The 16,396-nt window shown below is 46.3% G+C and carries 3 protein-coding genes; 2 read left to right on the plus strand and 1 reads right to left on the minus strand.

Translation table 11 applies throughout. From position 1 onward, the window contains the following. Nucleotides 1-14,491, minus strand: a 14,491-nt coding sequence (locus tag OW495_RS02505; protein WP_289884806.1) for a tandem-95 repeat protein, incomplete at its 3' end; no start/stop codon positions are given. A 186-nt stretch (nt 14,492-14,677) separates the two neighbouring features. Between OW495_RS02505 and OW495_RS02510 the strand changes: the two genes are divergently transcribed. Then, nucleotides 14,678-15,040 (plus strand): hypothetical protein, encoded by a 363-nt coding sequence (locus OW495_RS02510; RefSeq protein ID WP_065104796.1) that lies wholly within the window; start codon nt 14,678-14,680, stop codon nt 15,038-15,040. Nucleotides 15,041-15,043: 3 nt separating this feature from the next. After that, nucleotides 15,044-16,393, plus strand: coding sequence for an HlyD family type I secretion periplasmic adaptor subunit (locus OW495_RS02515; RefSeq protein ID WP_017099383.1), 1,350 nt, complete (start codon nt 15,044-15,046; stop codon nt 16,391-16,393). Nucleotides 16,394-16,396: the final 3 nt, after the last annotated feature.

Below are 16,396 nucleotides of genomic sequence, written 5' to 3' on the forward strand. Positions count from 1 at the left end.
TCACATCACCATTGAAGTTCTCGTTTGGCGCAAAGCTGTAGCTTCCGTCGCCATTATCAGTAAGAACACCATCAGCACCCGTGTATGTCACACCTTCTACTGTCAGGTCATCACCTTCAACATCCGTTGCACCTGTTAACAGGTCAGCGTCAGTGAAGTTAAGAACCCCATCTTCACCAATAGTGAATACTTGGTCTTGTGGCTCTGGCGCGTCATTGACTGGTGTTACCGTCAAGTCTAGGCCAGCAGCAACCATCTCTTCCCCATCAGTGACATCGTAACTAAATTCGATATTACCGTTGAAGTTTTCACTCGGAGTAATGGTGAAGCTGCCATCGTCGTTCATTTCAACGGTCGCATTTTCGTCATTAGTGGTTAGATTGATTGCGGATAGGTCATCACCATCAATATCGACTGCGTGCTCTAGCAACTGCTCTTGAGTTAGCGTGATGCTGTTGTCTTCGGCCGTAACGGCACTGATATCACCATCAACTTCTGGCGCATCATTCGCTGGCGAGATATGAATCGTCACATCTTGTGTTGCCGTTGCGGTTGTTCCTGTATCAACATCCGTTGATGTCGCATTGACCGTTAGTACCACATCACCATTGAAATCACCTGAAGGGATAAACTCAAGTCCTGCAAGTTCTTCTGGCTGTAGAGACCACGAGCCATCGCCGTTGTCGGTACCTGCAGAAAGCGAACTTCCCTCTGGTACATCTTCAATCAAGATGGCGAGATTTTCTGAACCATCGGTATCGGTTAACACCGCATCAATATCCAGTGGTACTGGCGTATCTTCGGTACCAATAATTTGGTAATCCGCATCAGACACTGTGATTTCAATGTTATCGATGCCAAACGACTCATCACTCACACCTTGGTTCAAGGTTGAACCGAAGCCTAACTCAAGTTGACCATCTTCAACTGGTACGGTTAGGTTGATTTGGTGTGCTTGGTCATTCCAACCACTGAAGCCTTCACCTTGCGACACGCCGTGAACGACTTCACCTACTTCATTGCCAGCTGAATCGTATAACGTTGTCGTGCCATCTTCGGTACGGAACGCGGAATTATCTAACGAGGTAAGCTCTTCGCCGCCGACAAATATTTGGAATGACTCACCATCCCAAGAATCAATTTCATAGAAGCTAAACGAAATATTAACTTCGCTCACATCACTTGGAATGTCGTAAGTTTTGCTGACTGCTTCATCGCCACCAGTGCCACCAATACGACCTAGCATGTCACCTGATTCGAAGCCTTGTGAGCTTTCAGTACCCGTATTCCAGCCGTTCGAGCCAGACTCGAAGTTGTCTGAAGCAATCACCAAGTCAGATGCAATCGACAGCTCTGGCATATCAACCACAGATTGAACATCAATCGTCGCTTCTGCTGGTACTATCACTGTGCCGTCATTCACATCGAAGGTCACATTCACATTGCCATCGAAGTTTTCATTCGGAGCAAATGTGTAAGTGCCGTCGCCGTTATCAACCAAAGTACCGCTATCTGAAGCCACATTTTCAACCGATAAGTTATCGCCATCAATATCGCCTGCATTTTGCAGCAGTTGCTCTTCTGTGAAGGTAAAGCTGGTGTCTTCTTGAGTCACAAACTGTGGCTCACCGACAGTTGGCAAGTCATTGACAGGGTTAACGGTAAGATCAGCCGTTGCTTGAAGCGTCGCATCACCATCGGTAATGTCGAAGTTCAAATCAATGTCGCCATTGAAGTTCGCATCTGGTGTGACAGTAAAGCTACCGTCATCGTTTGCAGTGACGGTCGCATCACCACCAACGGTTAGGTTAGCCGCTGTTAAGTCATCGCCGTCAACATCGTTCGCTTGAGCAAGTAATTGCTCTTGGCTCAAGGTAATTGAACCATCTTCGTCCACGCTGTACGCCAAATCGCCCGATACCGGAGCATCGTTAACAGGAAGAACATCAATGCTTGCGTTGGTCGCTACAGTTGCGCCATCTTCATCAGTAACGACAACATCAAGGCTTACATCACCGTCGAAGTTTGCGTTTGGTGCGAAGCTGAATGTTCCATCGCCATTGTCAGCAAAGATGCCGTCGGAGCCTGTGTAGTTAACGCTATCAATCGCCACTTCACCTTCGATATCAGAAGCATTCGCCAACAGTTGCTCTGAACTGATGGTGATAACTTCGTCTTCGTTCACTGAGTAGCTGGTTGAACCCGCAATTGGTGGATCATTTACCTCAAGTACAGTAATACCCGCGGTTGTCGCTTCTGTTGCACCCTCTTCATCGGTAACGACAACATCTAGGCTAACTTCACCGTTGAAGTTTTCGTTTGGTGAAAAGGTGTAAGTACCGTCACCGTTGTCTTCAAAGACACCATCAGCGCCAGAGTAAGTCACGCTATCAACGGCAACATCACCTTCAATATCCGAAGAGTTAGCTAGAAGTTGCTCATCGCTGATGGTAATTGAGTTGTCTTCATGAACTGTGTAAGACGTGCTACCCGCAACAGGCGGATCGTTCTCTGGTGTCACGCTGACATCAATGCTGGCTTGAACCGTATCCGTGCCATCTGACACATCAAAACTGAAGTTCACATCACCATTGAAGTTCTCGTTTGGCGCAAAGCTGTAGCTTCCGTCGCCATTGTCAGTAAGAACACCGTCGGCGCCTGTGTAAGTCACACTTTCAACCGATAGGTCATCCCCATCGATATCGGTAGCACCTGTTAGCAAGTCTTCATCTGTGAAGTTCAAGATGCCGTCTTCGCCAATGCTGAACGTTTGATCTTGTGGTTGTGGAAGGTCATTAACTGGATTAACGGTGAGGTCAGCCGTCGCAACCAGCGTATCGGTACCGTCGCTAATGTCGAACGTTAGATCAATGTCGCCATTGAAGTTCGCATCTGGCGTAATGGTAAAGCTACCATCATCGTTAACAACAACTGTCGCGTCTCCATCAACCACTAAGTTAGAAGCAGTAAGGTCGTCTCCGTCTACATCGCTAGCTTGAGAAAGAAGTTGCTCTTGGCTCAAGGTAATCGAACCGTCTTCCTCTACGCTGTATGCCAAGTCTCCTGATACTGGTACGTCATTGATTGGTAGGACATCAACCGTAATATGAGTATCAACTTGAGCGCCGTCTTCATCTTGAATGGTCACATCCAACTGCACTTGGCCGTTGAAGTTTTCATTCGGTGCAAAGCTACATGTGCCGTCACCATTGATTGAGAAGATTCCGTCTGGGCCGTCGTAGTTGATCTCAACAAGTTGTACGTCACCTTCAATATCAGAGGCGTTCAGCAGAACTTGAGACTCATTAAAGGTCAGTACCGAGTCTTCATCGATAGTGTAAGACGTTGGGCCAGCAACTGGCGGATCGTTCACTTCTAGAACCGTAATGCCCGCAGTCGTCGATACGGCAGCATCGTCTTCATCCACAACAACCACATCTAGGCTAACTTCGCCATTAAAGTTTTCGTTTGGAGAGAAGGTGTATGTGCCGTTACCGTTGATTTCAAGCACACCATCACTACCACTGTAAGTCACGCTATCAATCGCCACTTCCCCTTCAATATCTGAAGAGTTCGCTAGCAATTGTTCGTTACTGATCGTGATGGAGTTATCTTCATGAACCGTGTAAGACGTGCTACCCGCTACAGGTGGATCATTCTCTGGCGTCACGCTGACATCAATGTTAGCGGTTACCGTATCGGTACCATCTGATACATTGAACGAGAAGTTTACATCGCCATTGAAGTTTTCGTTTGGCGCGAAGCTGTATGTACCATCGCCATTATCGGTTAGAACACCATCTGCGCCAGTGTAAGTCACACCTTCAACGCTTAGGTCGTCCCCTTCAATGTCCGTCGCACCTGTTAATAGGTCTTGGTCTGTGAAGGTTAATACACCATCTTCATTGACTGTAAATGCTTGGTCTTGTGCTTCTGGACCATCGTTCACTGGTGAAACCGTTAGCTCTAGATTGGTAGAGACAACATCATCACCATCAGACACATCAAACGTAAAGCTAACATCGCCATTGAAGTCAGCATCTGGCGTTAATGTGTAAGTACCATCGCCGTTATCTGTGATAGTTACACTGTCGTCATCAGTCGCTAAGTTAAGCGCTGTTAGTTGGTCGCCATCGAGATCGCGAGCATTAGCTAACAAGTCTTCTTGCGTAATGATGATAGAACCATCTTCTTCCACTGTTGCTGCAACAGGAAGTGCTTCAGGTGCATGCTCAATGTGTGCGCCTGTCGCGTTAATGTAGATAGTTTGGGAAACCGTTTCAGAATCATCATTCGATAACTCTGTCGCAGTTGCGGTTACATGAACTTCAAGCTGCTCATTGAAGTCTTCTGGTAGCTGGATCTGTAGCGCATTTTCGATAGCCGTTGTTGGTAAGTTCACCGTCCCATCTGGGCCAACCGTCACTTCACCGCTGTAGATTTGGCTGTTCACTTCACCCACATCGATTGTGAAGTTGAAGTCTGAATAGTCAGCATCACCGCCGCCATACAAATCTTCAAAGCCGTAAACGAGCTCGCCGTCTTCATTAACCGTGGTACGCGTATGTTCGATACCATCTTGGTTTAACTGAGAGCTTGAACCACCATGGAAGATCGCGTCGCCATTCTGCCCTTGAACTACGGTTTCAGTTCCATCGGCAGCAACAAATACAAGTTGAGGATCAACCGTATCCATGTTTGCAGGCGATCCATCCGCTGCGCGGAACTCGTACTGACCTTCCTGCATCGCGTCAAAGTCATTGTGCTGATGTCCGTTTGGAATCAAGAACAGATTGAAACTTTCACCTTCTTCAACTTGGAAGCTGAACTGGTCTTGTCCTGGAACAAGGTCACCACCGCCACCAACTTGTGATGCATTTTCATAGACAACTTCAACACCCGTGATATTTCCATCTTCGTCAACTTTGTAGTAACCCGCTGCGTTTTGGTAACCCGCGGTTTCACCTTCAAACGTTACTGTAATTTCAGTGTCGTTGTAACTGGTGATGCCGTTCTCTTGGTCATTCAGAACGCCTTCGTTATCGTATTGAATAACCGAACCTTCTGGCACACCATCTACGGTTACGGTAAGTGTTTCAGACAAGTCTTGGTCGACAAGCGCCGCTGCAATGTTCAGTTCAACAATGCCGCCTGGCTCAACCAAAATAGCTTGGTCATCAACGTTAACGCCGTCGCCATCGGTTATCACAAGATCCGGCGCATCCGCGACCGCTTCAAGATGAACGTTAAGGTCTTGTTCAACCTCGTCAGTGCCGTCGGTAACCGTAAAGCTGAACTGCAGGTCACCACTAAAGTGCTCTTCAGGAACGAAGCTAAACGTGCCATCGCCGTTATCGGTTACCGTGCCTTCATCACCAGAGTAATTGATGCTGGTAACGCTAAGATCATCGCCATCAATATCAATCGCACCGCTCAATAGATCTTCTTGAGTGAACAGGATGCTGCCATCCTCTTCGATGTGGTACATGCCTGGGGCAACAATTGGAATGTCATTCACCGGATTCACGGTCAATGTCATGTCATTGGCGGTACTGAGTTCACCATCACTCACTTCATAGGTGAATGCGATATCACCATTGAAGTTTTCCGAAGGTGTCACTGTGTAAGTACCATCGCCATTATCTACGATACTTGCATTCGGATCGTTGGTTTCTAGCGCGCTCGCAAACAGCTCATCACCATCTTGGTCACTCGCGTTCTCCAGCAACATCGCTTGTGTTACGAGAATTGAACCGTCTTCGTCGACATCCGCAACCATTGGCGTTGCTTCTGGTGCATCATTAACGAACTCAACTTTTAGGTCGATGTTTGCAGCCACCACGTCGGTGCCATCACTCACATCAAACGTTAAGTCAACATTGCCGAAGAAGCCCTGCTCTGGCGTTAATGTGTATGTGCCATCACCATTGTCTGTCACGTCTACCGTATCACTCGCACTTGTCACGTTCAGTACGGAAAGCTCATCACCTTCAACATCTGTCGCTTGTGCTAATAGTTCAGCTTCTGTAATGGTAATGGCTTGACCATCTTCCGTTGTGAAAGACATGTCTGGAACGTCTGGTGCATCATTGATTGGGTTTACGGTTAGGTTAAGGTCAGCTGCAACAGTTTCGATCGCGTCAGTGACATCGTAAGTAAATTCAATCTCACCAAAGAAATCAGCACTTGGTGTAATCGTGAAGCTACCATCTGGGTTTTCTACAACAACCGCATTTGGATCGTTGGTCGTAAAGTTAACCGCTTCAAGGTTATCGCCATCGACATCCGTTGCATTCGCTAACAGATCCTCTTGAGTAATAGTGATTGAACCATCTTCATCAACAGCGGCTTCAATTGGACCGCTAACTTCAGGGCCTTCGTTGACAACTTCAACGTCTACTCTTGCAGTACTTGGTGCGCTTGCTTGACCGTCACTGATATCAAAAGTCAGATTCACTTCACCGTAGAAGTCCTCTGCAGGTTCGAATGTGAAAGTATTGTCTCCATTGTCTGTTAATGTACCTTGTGATTGGTCAACAAGCAGTAGATTCTCAACATGCAGGATATCGCCATCAACATCGGTCGCGCCAGACAATAGGTCTTTCGCTTCAATGATCATAGAGCCGTTTTCAAGCATTTGGGTGTGCAATGGCTCGCCCGGAACCGGCACATCATTAACAGGTACAACGGTCAGATCTAGATGGGTTGCAACTTCATCGGTGCCATCGAATACCTTGTAATCAATGTCGATTTCACCATTGAAGTTTTCATTCGGCATGAAGGTAAATGTACCATCACCATTGTCGATTAAATCACCGTCATCACCGCCGTAAGTGATGTCAGAGATAGACAGCGCATCACCCTCTACATCTGTAGTGTTCGCCAGTAAATCATCAGCACTGAACGTAATACCTTGGTCTTCGTCTGTCGATAAAACCATTGGACCAGAAACGATTGGCGCATCATTCACCGACTCAAAGTTGATGTTAATGATGTTGTCATCAGTCAGTTCACCATCAGAAACTTGGTAACCCAGCTCAATTTCACCGTAGAAGTTTTCATCGGGTGTCACCGTCCAAGTACCATCACCGTTGTCAGTCAGTGTTGCATGCTCTGAGTTTTCACCCACCAGCTCTAGATTTTGAATATCAAGATCATCGCCATCAATGTCTGATGCTTGAGCCAGTAACTGTTCTTCTGTAATCACAACAGAAGCAAATTGAGCAGAACCTTCAGTATCGATTGTGATATTAGGAAGATCAGCGGTTAGCTCAATTTCGTTGTCACCCGCGTGGATGTTCAACTCAACCGTTTCGGTAATTTCTGACCCGTCTACACCAATCGATGTGAACACAGCTTCATCATGACACGTTTGTGACACTGTCATGTTTTGTACAACGTAAGTACCATTACCTTGCACTGTACCCAGTTCAAAGTAAGACACAGGTTGGTCAACGGTTAGCGTGTAGTCTGTCTCGAAAGTACCACGGTCTTCTTTGTGGTAAGTCATCGAGTCAATCATGTCACCGTCTTCATTGAAGGCGCGAATTTCGACTTCAGTAAAGTGGCGCGACTCTTCCATGAACCAACCGCCCAAACCATCTAGGTGGAAGCTGATTTCATTGATGTCTTGACCTTCAACCGAGATAGTCAGTTTTTCATCACCACTCAAGCCTTGACGGTCAGTATCACCGATACCATGACCAATGTGCGTATTCCCATTCCATGCACCAAGAGGATCATCGTTACTTTGAACCGTAACCGTTAAGTCGCCATCCGAGAACTCACGAGTGTAAGGGTCAACTTCTGTACCCCAATCGTCTACGCTAGCGTTATCGTCGAAGGTACCAATTTGTGTGGTATGCGTACCTTCTGCCAATGCTTCATCACTTGGTACAAAGCGTACCTCGGTATCTGCAGGAACTTCTTGTCCTACTTCCAGTACCACCCATTCGTCATTGACATTCGCTTCAATGATGCCATTTTCTGGAGCTTGGTCTAAACGCAATGCTGGCTCTTCACGAAGCGTCACACCAACCGTTTGATCTTCTTGCGCTTGAATGAAGATCTCTTCGCCGGCTTCCGGCGCATCATTAACTGGATTAACCGTTAGGTCGAGTGTAGTCAGAACTTCACTGTCACCATCACTGATGCTGTATGTGAAGTCCAACTCGCCATTGAAGTTCTCTGTGTGCGTGATAGTGAATGAACCATCGTCATTCGCAACAATCGTCGCGTCAGGGTCGTTGGTTTGAAGATTAGATGCCGTTAACTCATCACCTTCAACATCGGTCGCATTCGCAAGCAACTGCTCTTGAGTAATAGTGATTGAATTATCTTCGTCGACTTCAGCCTGAATACCTGACGTTTCAGGCCCGTCATTCACAGCGATAACATCAATGCCTGCTGTCGTTGTAGCCGTTGCACCGTCTTCATCAACGACAACAACGTTTAGTGAGATGTCTCCGTCGAAGTTTTCATTTGGCGTGAAGGTGTAGGTTCCATTACCGTTATCAACGAACGAACCATCGTCACCAGCGTAAGTAACGCTCGATAGAGCAACATCACCCTCTACATCTGAAGAGTTCGCTAATAACTGTTCATCACTGATCGTGATTTGGCCATCTTCCTGAACTGTATAAGCTGTCGAGCCCGCTACAGGAGGGTCGTTCTCCGGCGTTACACTGACATCAATATGGGCGGCTGTTGAACCCGTGCCATCAGAAACATCAAATGAGAATTGAACATCACCATTGAAGTTCTCGTTTGGTGCAAAGCTGTAAGTGCCGTCACCATTATCACTAAGAACACCATCAGCCCCCGTGTAAAGCACATTTTCAATCGATAGCTCATCACCATCAATATCTGACGCGCCTGCAAGTAGGTCAGCATCGGTAAAGAGTAACGTACCGTCTTCTTCAATCGTGAACTGTTGATCTTCCGCTTGTGGCAAGTCATTAACCGGATTCACAGTAACGTCTAGGCCAACTTGAACTGAACCACCATCGTTATCGATGATATCGAAGTTCAGATCTAGGTCGCCGTTGTAGTCTGCGTTAGGTGTAATGGTGTAGCTGCCATCATCATTGTGTTGGATGGTCGCGTTTTCATCGGTCGAAAGGTTAATAGCTTCGAGGTTCTCGCTATCAATATCACCAGCTCGAGCCAATAACTGATCTTGGCTTAGTGTGATTGAGCTGTCTTCGTTGATGGTGTAAGCCAAATCGCCCGATACTGGTGGATCGTTAATTGGCAGTACATCAACATTAATCTGTGTCTCTACCGTCGCGCCATCTGCATCTTGAATGGTCACACCCAGTTGAACCTGACCATTGAAGTTTTCGTTGGGTGCAAAGCTGCATGTACCATCACCATTTACAGTGAAGATACCGTCCGAGCCATCGTAGTTAATGCCAACAAGCTCTACATCACCTTCGACATCCGAAGCATTCACAAGAATCTGAGATTCACTGAACGTCAGTACCGAATCTTCATCAATGGTGTATGACGTTGGACCCGCAACCGGTGGATCATTCACTTCTAGTACGGTAATGCCCGCAGTGGTTTCATCAATCGAACCGTCTTCATCGGCAACAATAACGTCAAGGCTGATATCGCCACTGAAGTTTTCATTAGGAAGGAAGGTGTAACTGCCGTCACCATTATCTTGGAACACACCATCTGTGCCGCTGTAAGTTACGCTGTCAATCGACACTGCACCTTCAACGTCAGAAGAGTTTGCTAGCAACTGCTCATCAGAAATTGTGATGGCATTGTCTTCGTTGACCATGTACGAGGTTGAACCCGCAACTGGCGGATCGTTCTCAGGAGTCACACTGACATCAATGTTAGCGCTGACCGTTTCTGTACCATCAGACACATCGAAACTGAAGTTCACATCGCCATTGAAGTTTTCATTTGGCGCAAAGGTATAAGTACCATCACCGTGGTCGGTCAGTACGCCATCACCACCTGTATAGCTAATACCTTCAACGGTTAAGTCATCGCCATCAATATCGGTGGCACCGGTAAGTAGGTCGGCATCTGTAAATTGCAGCGTACCGTCTTCTTCAATGCTGAATTGTTGATCTTGAGGAACTGGCAAATCATTAACTGGATTAACCGTAAGGTCCGCTGTCGCTTGAACCGTGTCAGTACCATCCGTGATGTTGAATTGGATATCAACGTCACCATTAAAGTTCGTATCTGGAACAATGGTGAAGCTACCATCATCATTAGCGGTTACCGTTGCGTTACCATCAACCGTTAGGTCGCTCGCCGTTAGGTCATCACCCTCAACATCAGATGCTTGAGACAGTAGTTGTTCTTGACTCAAGGTGATTGAACCATCCTCATTAACGTTGTAAGCCAAATCACCCGAGACTGGTGCATCGTTAATTGGCAGAACATCCACGTTGATGACGGTATCAACTTCTGCACCGTCTTCATCACGAATGGTCACATCAAGTTGAACTTGGCCATTAAAGTTTTCATTCGGAGCGAAGCTGCAAGTGCCATCACCATTTACCGAGAAGATACCGTCAGGGCCGTTGTAGTTAATACCAACAAGCTCAACATCCCCTTCTACATCAGAAGCATTCAGTAGCACTTGTGACTCACTGAAGGTCAGTACTGAGTCTTCATCAATGGTGTAAGACGTTGGGCCTGCGACTGGCGGATCATTCACTTCAAGTACGGTGATACCCGCAGTTGTCGCATCGGTTGCACCTTCTTCATCGGCAACCACGACATCTAGAGCAATTTCGCCGTTGAAGTTCTCGTTTGGTGAGAAGGTATAAGTACCGTTACCGTTGATTTCAAGGACACCGTCACTACCCGAGTAAGTCACGCTGTCTATCGATACATCACCTTCAATATCTGAAGATGTTGCCAATAGTTGTGCATCAGAAATGGTAATCGAATTGTCTTCATTAACAGTGTAAGACGTAGAGCTAGCAACTGGGGGATCGTTCTCTGGAGTCACGCTAACATCAATGTTTGCAGACACCGTATCGGTGCCGTCTGAAACATCGAAGCTAAAGTTCACGTCGCCATTGAAGTTTTCATTTGGCGCAAAGCTGTATGAGCCGTCACCATGATCTGTCAGTACCCCATCAGTCCCTTCATAACTGATGCCTTCAACCGTGAGATCATCACCCTCAATATCGGTTGCACCGGTTAGCAGATCTGCATCAGTAAACTGCAGCGTACCGTCTTCTTCAATGCTGAACTGTTGATCTTGAGGAACTGGCAGATCATTGATTGGGTTAACGGTTAAATCGGCAGAAGCTTGAACCGTGTTAGTACCATCTGAGATATCAAAGCTGATATCAATGTCACCATTAAAGTTCTCATCTGGCGTGATGGTAAAGCTGCCATCGTCGTTCTGAGTAACTGTCGCATCACCACCAACCGTTAGGCCACTAGCAGTTAAATCATCGCCTTCTACATCAGATGCTTGAGACAGTAATTGCTCTTGGCTTAGACGAATCGAACCATCTTCATCGACTGAGTACGCTAGGTCGCCTGATACTGGTGCATCATCAACCGCTGTCACGCTTACATCGATGTTTGCCGCTACCGTGTCTGTACCGTCAGATACATCGAAGCCGAAGTTTACATCACCATTGAAGTTTTCATTCGGAGCAAAGGTATATGTGCCGTTACCGTTATCAGTAAGGATACCGTCGCCACCATCGTAGGTAACGCCTTCAACGGTTAGGTTATCGCCTTCAATGTCCGTCGCACCGGTTAACAAGTCGGCATCAGTGAAGATAAGTGTACCGTCTTCTTCAACACTGAACTGTTGATCTTGAGGAACTGGCAAGTCATTGATTGGATTAACAGTTAAGTCAGCAGAAGCTTGAACTGTGTTAGTGCCATCTGAGATATCAAAGCTGATATCGATGTCGCCATTGAAGTTCTCATCTGGCGTGATGGTAAAGCTGCCATCGTCGTTTTGAGTAACTGTGGCATCGCCACCAACCGTTAGGCCACTAGCAGTTAGGTCATCGCCTTCTACATCTGATGCTTGAGAAAGCAGTTGCTCTTGGCTTAAACGAATCGACCCGTCTTCATCGACTGAGTATGCAAGGTCGCCTGATACTGGTGCATCATCGACTGCTGTTACGCTTACATCGATGTTTGCAGCAACCGTGTCTGTACCGTCTGATACATCGAAGCTGAAGTTGACGTCACCATTGAAGTTCTCGTTTGGCGCAAAGGTGTACGTGCCATTACCGTTGTCGGTAAGAATACCGTCGCCGCCATCGTAGGTAACGCCCTCTACAGTCAGGTTGTCACCTTCAATGTCTGTCGCGCCTGTTAATAGGTCAGCGTCAGTGAAGATAAGTGTTCCGTCTTCTTCAATGCTGAACTGTTGATCTTGAGGAACTGGCAGATCATTGATTGGGTTAACGGTTAAATCGGCAGAAGCTTGAACCGTGTTAGTGCCATCTGAGATATCAAAGCTGATATCGATGTCGCCATTGAAGTTCTCATCTGGCGTGATGGTAAAGCTGCCATCGTCGTTTTGAGTAACTGTCGCATCGCCACCAACCGTTAGGCCACTAGCAGTTAGGTCATCGCCTTCTACATCTGATGCTTGAGACAGTAATTGCTCTTGGCTTAAACGAATCGAACCGTCTTCATCGACTGAGTAAGCAAGGTCGCCAGATACTGGTGCATCATCAACCGCTGTTACGCTTACATCGATGTTTGCCGCTACCGTATCAGTACCGTCTGATACATCGAAGTTGAAGTTTACGTCACCATTGAAATTTTCATTCGGAGCAAAGGTATATGTGCCATTACCGTTATCAGTAAGAATGCCGTCGCCACCATCGTAGGTAACGCCTTCAACCGTAAGGTTATCACCTTCAATGTCTGTCGCACCTGTGAGTAGATCAGCATCAGTGAAGATGAGCGTTCCGTCTTCTTCAACACTGAATTGCTGATCTTGAGGAACTGGCAGGTCATTGATTGGGTTAACGGTTAAATCGGCAGAGGCTTGAACCGTGTTAGTGCCATCTGAGATATCGAAGCTGATATCAATATCACCATTGAAGTTCGCATCTGGTGTAATGGTAAAGCTGCCGTCATCGTTTTGAGTGACTGTAGCATCACCATCAACCGTTAGGCTGCTTGCTGTTAGGTCATCACCTTCAACATCAGATGCTTGAGACAACAGTTGCTCTTGGCTTAGACGAATCGAACCGTCTTCATCGACTGAGTAAGCAAGGTCGCCTGATACTGGTGCATCATCAACCGCTGTGACGCTTACATCGATGTTTGCCGCTACCGTATCGGTACCGTCTGATACATCGAAGCTGAAGTTTACGTCGCCATTGAAGTTTTCATTTGGCGCAAAGGTGTGCGTGCCATTACCGTTGTCGGTAAGAATACCGTCGCCGCCATCGTAGGTCACACCTTCAACTGTAAGGTTGTCACCTTCAATATCGGTTGCACCCATTAGGAGGTCTGCATCCGTGAAAACAAGTGTGCCGTCTTCTTCTATTTCAAATGTTTTATCTTCTGGTACAGGTGCGTCATTAATAGGACGAACCGTTAAATCAATTGCACTACTTATGGTTTCTTGGCCGTCACTAATATCAAAAGTAAGGTCTAGCTCGCCATTAAAGTCGGCGGAAGGTACAACTGTGAATGTACCGTCACCATTATCTTGAACCGTTGCATCTGCGCCGACTTGAACGTTTGAAGCAACAAGCTCATCACCATCAACATCACTTGCGTATTCGAGTAATTGTTCTTGAGTAAATGTTATGGAGCCATCTTCATCCATGATGTAAGCCAGATCTTGTTCAGCCTCCGGAGCATCATTTTCACTTTCCACTTTGATTTTGAACGTTTCACTTGTTGTCTCAGAATCAAAGTCATCTTCTACTTCACTGATGGTCTCTTCGTCAGAAGCTTGAACATCAACGGCGAATGTCTCTTCTACCGTCTGTGAATCTAAATCATCGTCCACTTGTTGGTTATCCGATTCAGAAGACGAAGAATTCGATGCAGCAGCAGTTCTCGCTGCTTCACCTTGTTCGTTATTACCCTCAGCGTTTGAAGAACCGCCCGAACCCGCAGCATTTTCGCCACCGACAGCTTGAGCGCCCGCGCCAGAATTACTGGCACCACCGCCAGCACCTTCTCCGCTACCAGAAGCAACACTGTCGACTACATTCGATTGTTCAGCGTCTGAACCTTCACTGCTTTCTGGAGAGTCTTCTTGTACCGCTCCGCCAGAAGCCGAAGCTTCTTCTGTATTACCAGCACCACTTGGATTGTCTTCCAACGCTTGGTTCACTTCGTCTACCGCGTCGGTATTTTCAGCACCCGTCGCTACCGTCGACGCAATCGTGTTCTGTTGATTTTGTTGATTCTGCTGTTGGGAGGGCGTACCCGCGTCGTTCGTGTCCGTCTGTTCTACCGCGTCATTGAGATCTTCATTTTGGTTGTTTTGGTTATTTTCGCCTGCCATTACAGCCTCCGTTGCTACTAGCTAACTGATCGTATTTAGAGGCATTAAAGGACACCATTTTGAAAAACCAAGTTTTTATACAACTTTTTTCATATTTTTCTTTTTATGTATAAAGAAGTAAAAAAAATTTGAAAACTGCCTTTAAAGATCCTTAGTTATTGTGATTAAAGCAATTAAGGCAGTGGAATGATGATAGACATGACGAATTTGTTGCGTTCAATCGACAACAACCACAAAGGGCTGCAATTGCTGCTGGGCGACTTTTATAAGGACTTTTCGGACGCACCGATGAACATAGAGATGCTTCATAAAGGTAATCGTTTTGATGAACTCAACAATTACTCTAAAAAATTGAAAACCATCTTAACTTTGTTATGCGACCAAGACCTGCCGCCCAAAATGGCCAAGTTGGAACATTTGAGTAAACACGAATTCCCTGCGCCGGAAGCGCTTTTAGAAGATGTGAAAACTGAACTACAAAACGTCAATAGACAAATTAATCACTTGTTGGATATTAAGGAAGTTGTAGATGACGAGTCATCGAGGTAGGTCATGAGCAATAACCAAATAGAGCATCACCTCAGAAAAGCGCTCGTTTCTAACAACGAGGCTTCTAAAGTCACAGCAGATGACACCATCGTGCTTGCAAGTGCAATGACCAGCGTTCACAAGACGTTGCTCATCATTTTTCTACTTGCTTTGGTGGCTATCGCCGTGGCGTCACAAGCACGCATCGATATTGTCGTTTCTGTACGTGGCGAGCTGTTACTAGAGTCTGATGTTGAGAAAGTTCAACACCTAGAAGGCGGTATTTTAGAAGAGCTGTTAGTTAGAAAAGGGGAAGTTGTGTATGAAGGCCAGCCTATTGCTCGAATCCGCTCACTCGACCGTAACACCCAACTCGATACAGTGAACACCGAAATCATTCAGCTGGAACTCGATAAAATTCGTTATGAAAGCTTACGTGACATGATCGAACCAAACTTTGCTTCTTACATCGAAAAGTACCCAGAACAAGTTCAAGTCAACATGAATACGTGGCAGCAAGAGTTCTCGAAGAACCGCTCCAACGAAGAGCTGATTACTCACGATATTAAACACAAAAACTCTCTGATTGGATCAATGCTAAAGCGTCGCAAAAGCTCAGAGAATCAACTCTCGCTCATTCGCAAACAACTCAACATCAAAAACACGCTTTATAAAGAAGAGATGGCGTCCTATGTCGACGTTCTAAATATGAAAGTACAAGAATCCAATATGGTTCGTGAGATTGAAAACCTTGATGAGTCCGTCATGAACGAACGTTTCCAGCTCGACAAACTCGAGAAACAACATCGAGATTTAGTTGAGAACCGCAACTCTGAGTACCAAGCACAGATCATCCAGGCCAATAAAGACCTCAAACTAAAACGGATCTTGCAACCACAACATTCCGATAAGGTAGACCGCTTAATCGTCTACTCACCAGTGGATGGTGTAGTCGACAAATTACACTTCAACTTCCGTTCTGCGGTAATACCACCCGGCGAGAGTATCGCTGATATTGCACCAATCAATAACTCCCTACACGGTGAAGCGAAAATTCCGCGTAAAGACATGGGGTTTGTCGAAATTGGCCAAGCGGTAAAAGTAAAAATGGATACTTACAACTTCGCAAAATATGGATTTGTTGAGGGGACCATCGCCTCAATTAGCCGTTCATCATACGAAGAAGAAGATGCCGAATTCTATTTGGCAGAAATTGAGATTGATCGAAATTTTCTTGAGCGAGGAGGCACTCAATACAAATTATCACCTTATATGGAATTTACCGCCGACGTAAAAACCGGCTCGCGTCGCGTGATCGAATACGCAGCAAAACCGGTGATGTCAGCCATCGAAGATGCATTCGATGAGAGGTAATCA

It is taken from the genome of Vibrio sp. 14N.309.X.WAT.E.F5 (assembly GCF_030397615.1).
Lineage (GTDB): Bacteria > Pseudomonadota > Gammaproteobacteria > Enterobacterales > Vibrionaceae > Vibrio > Vibrio lentus.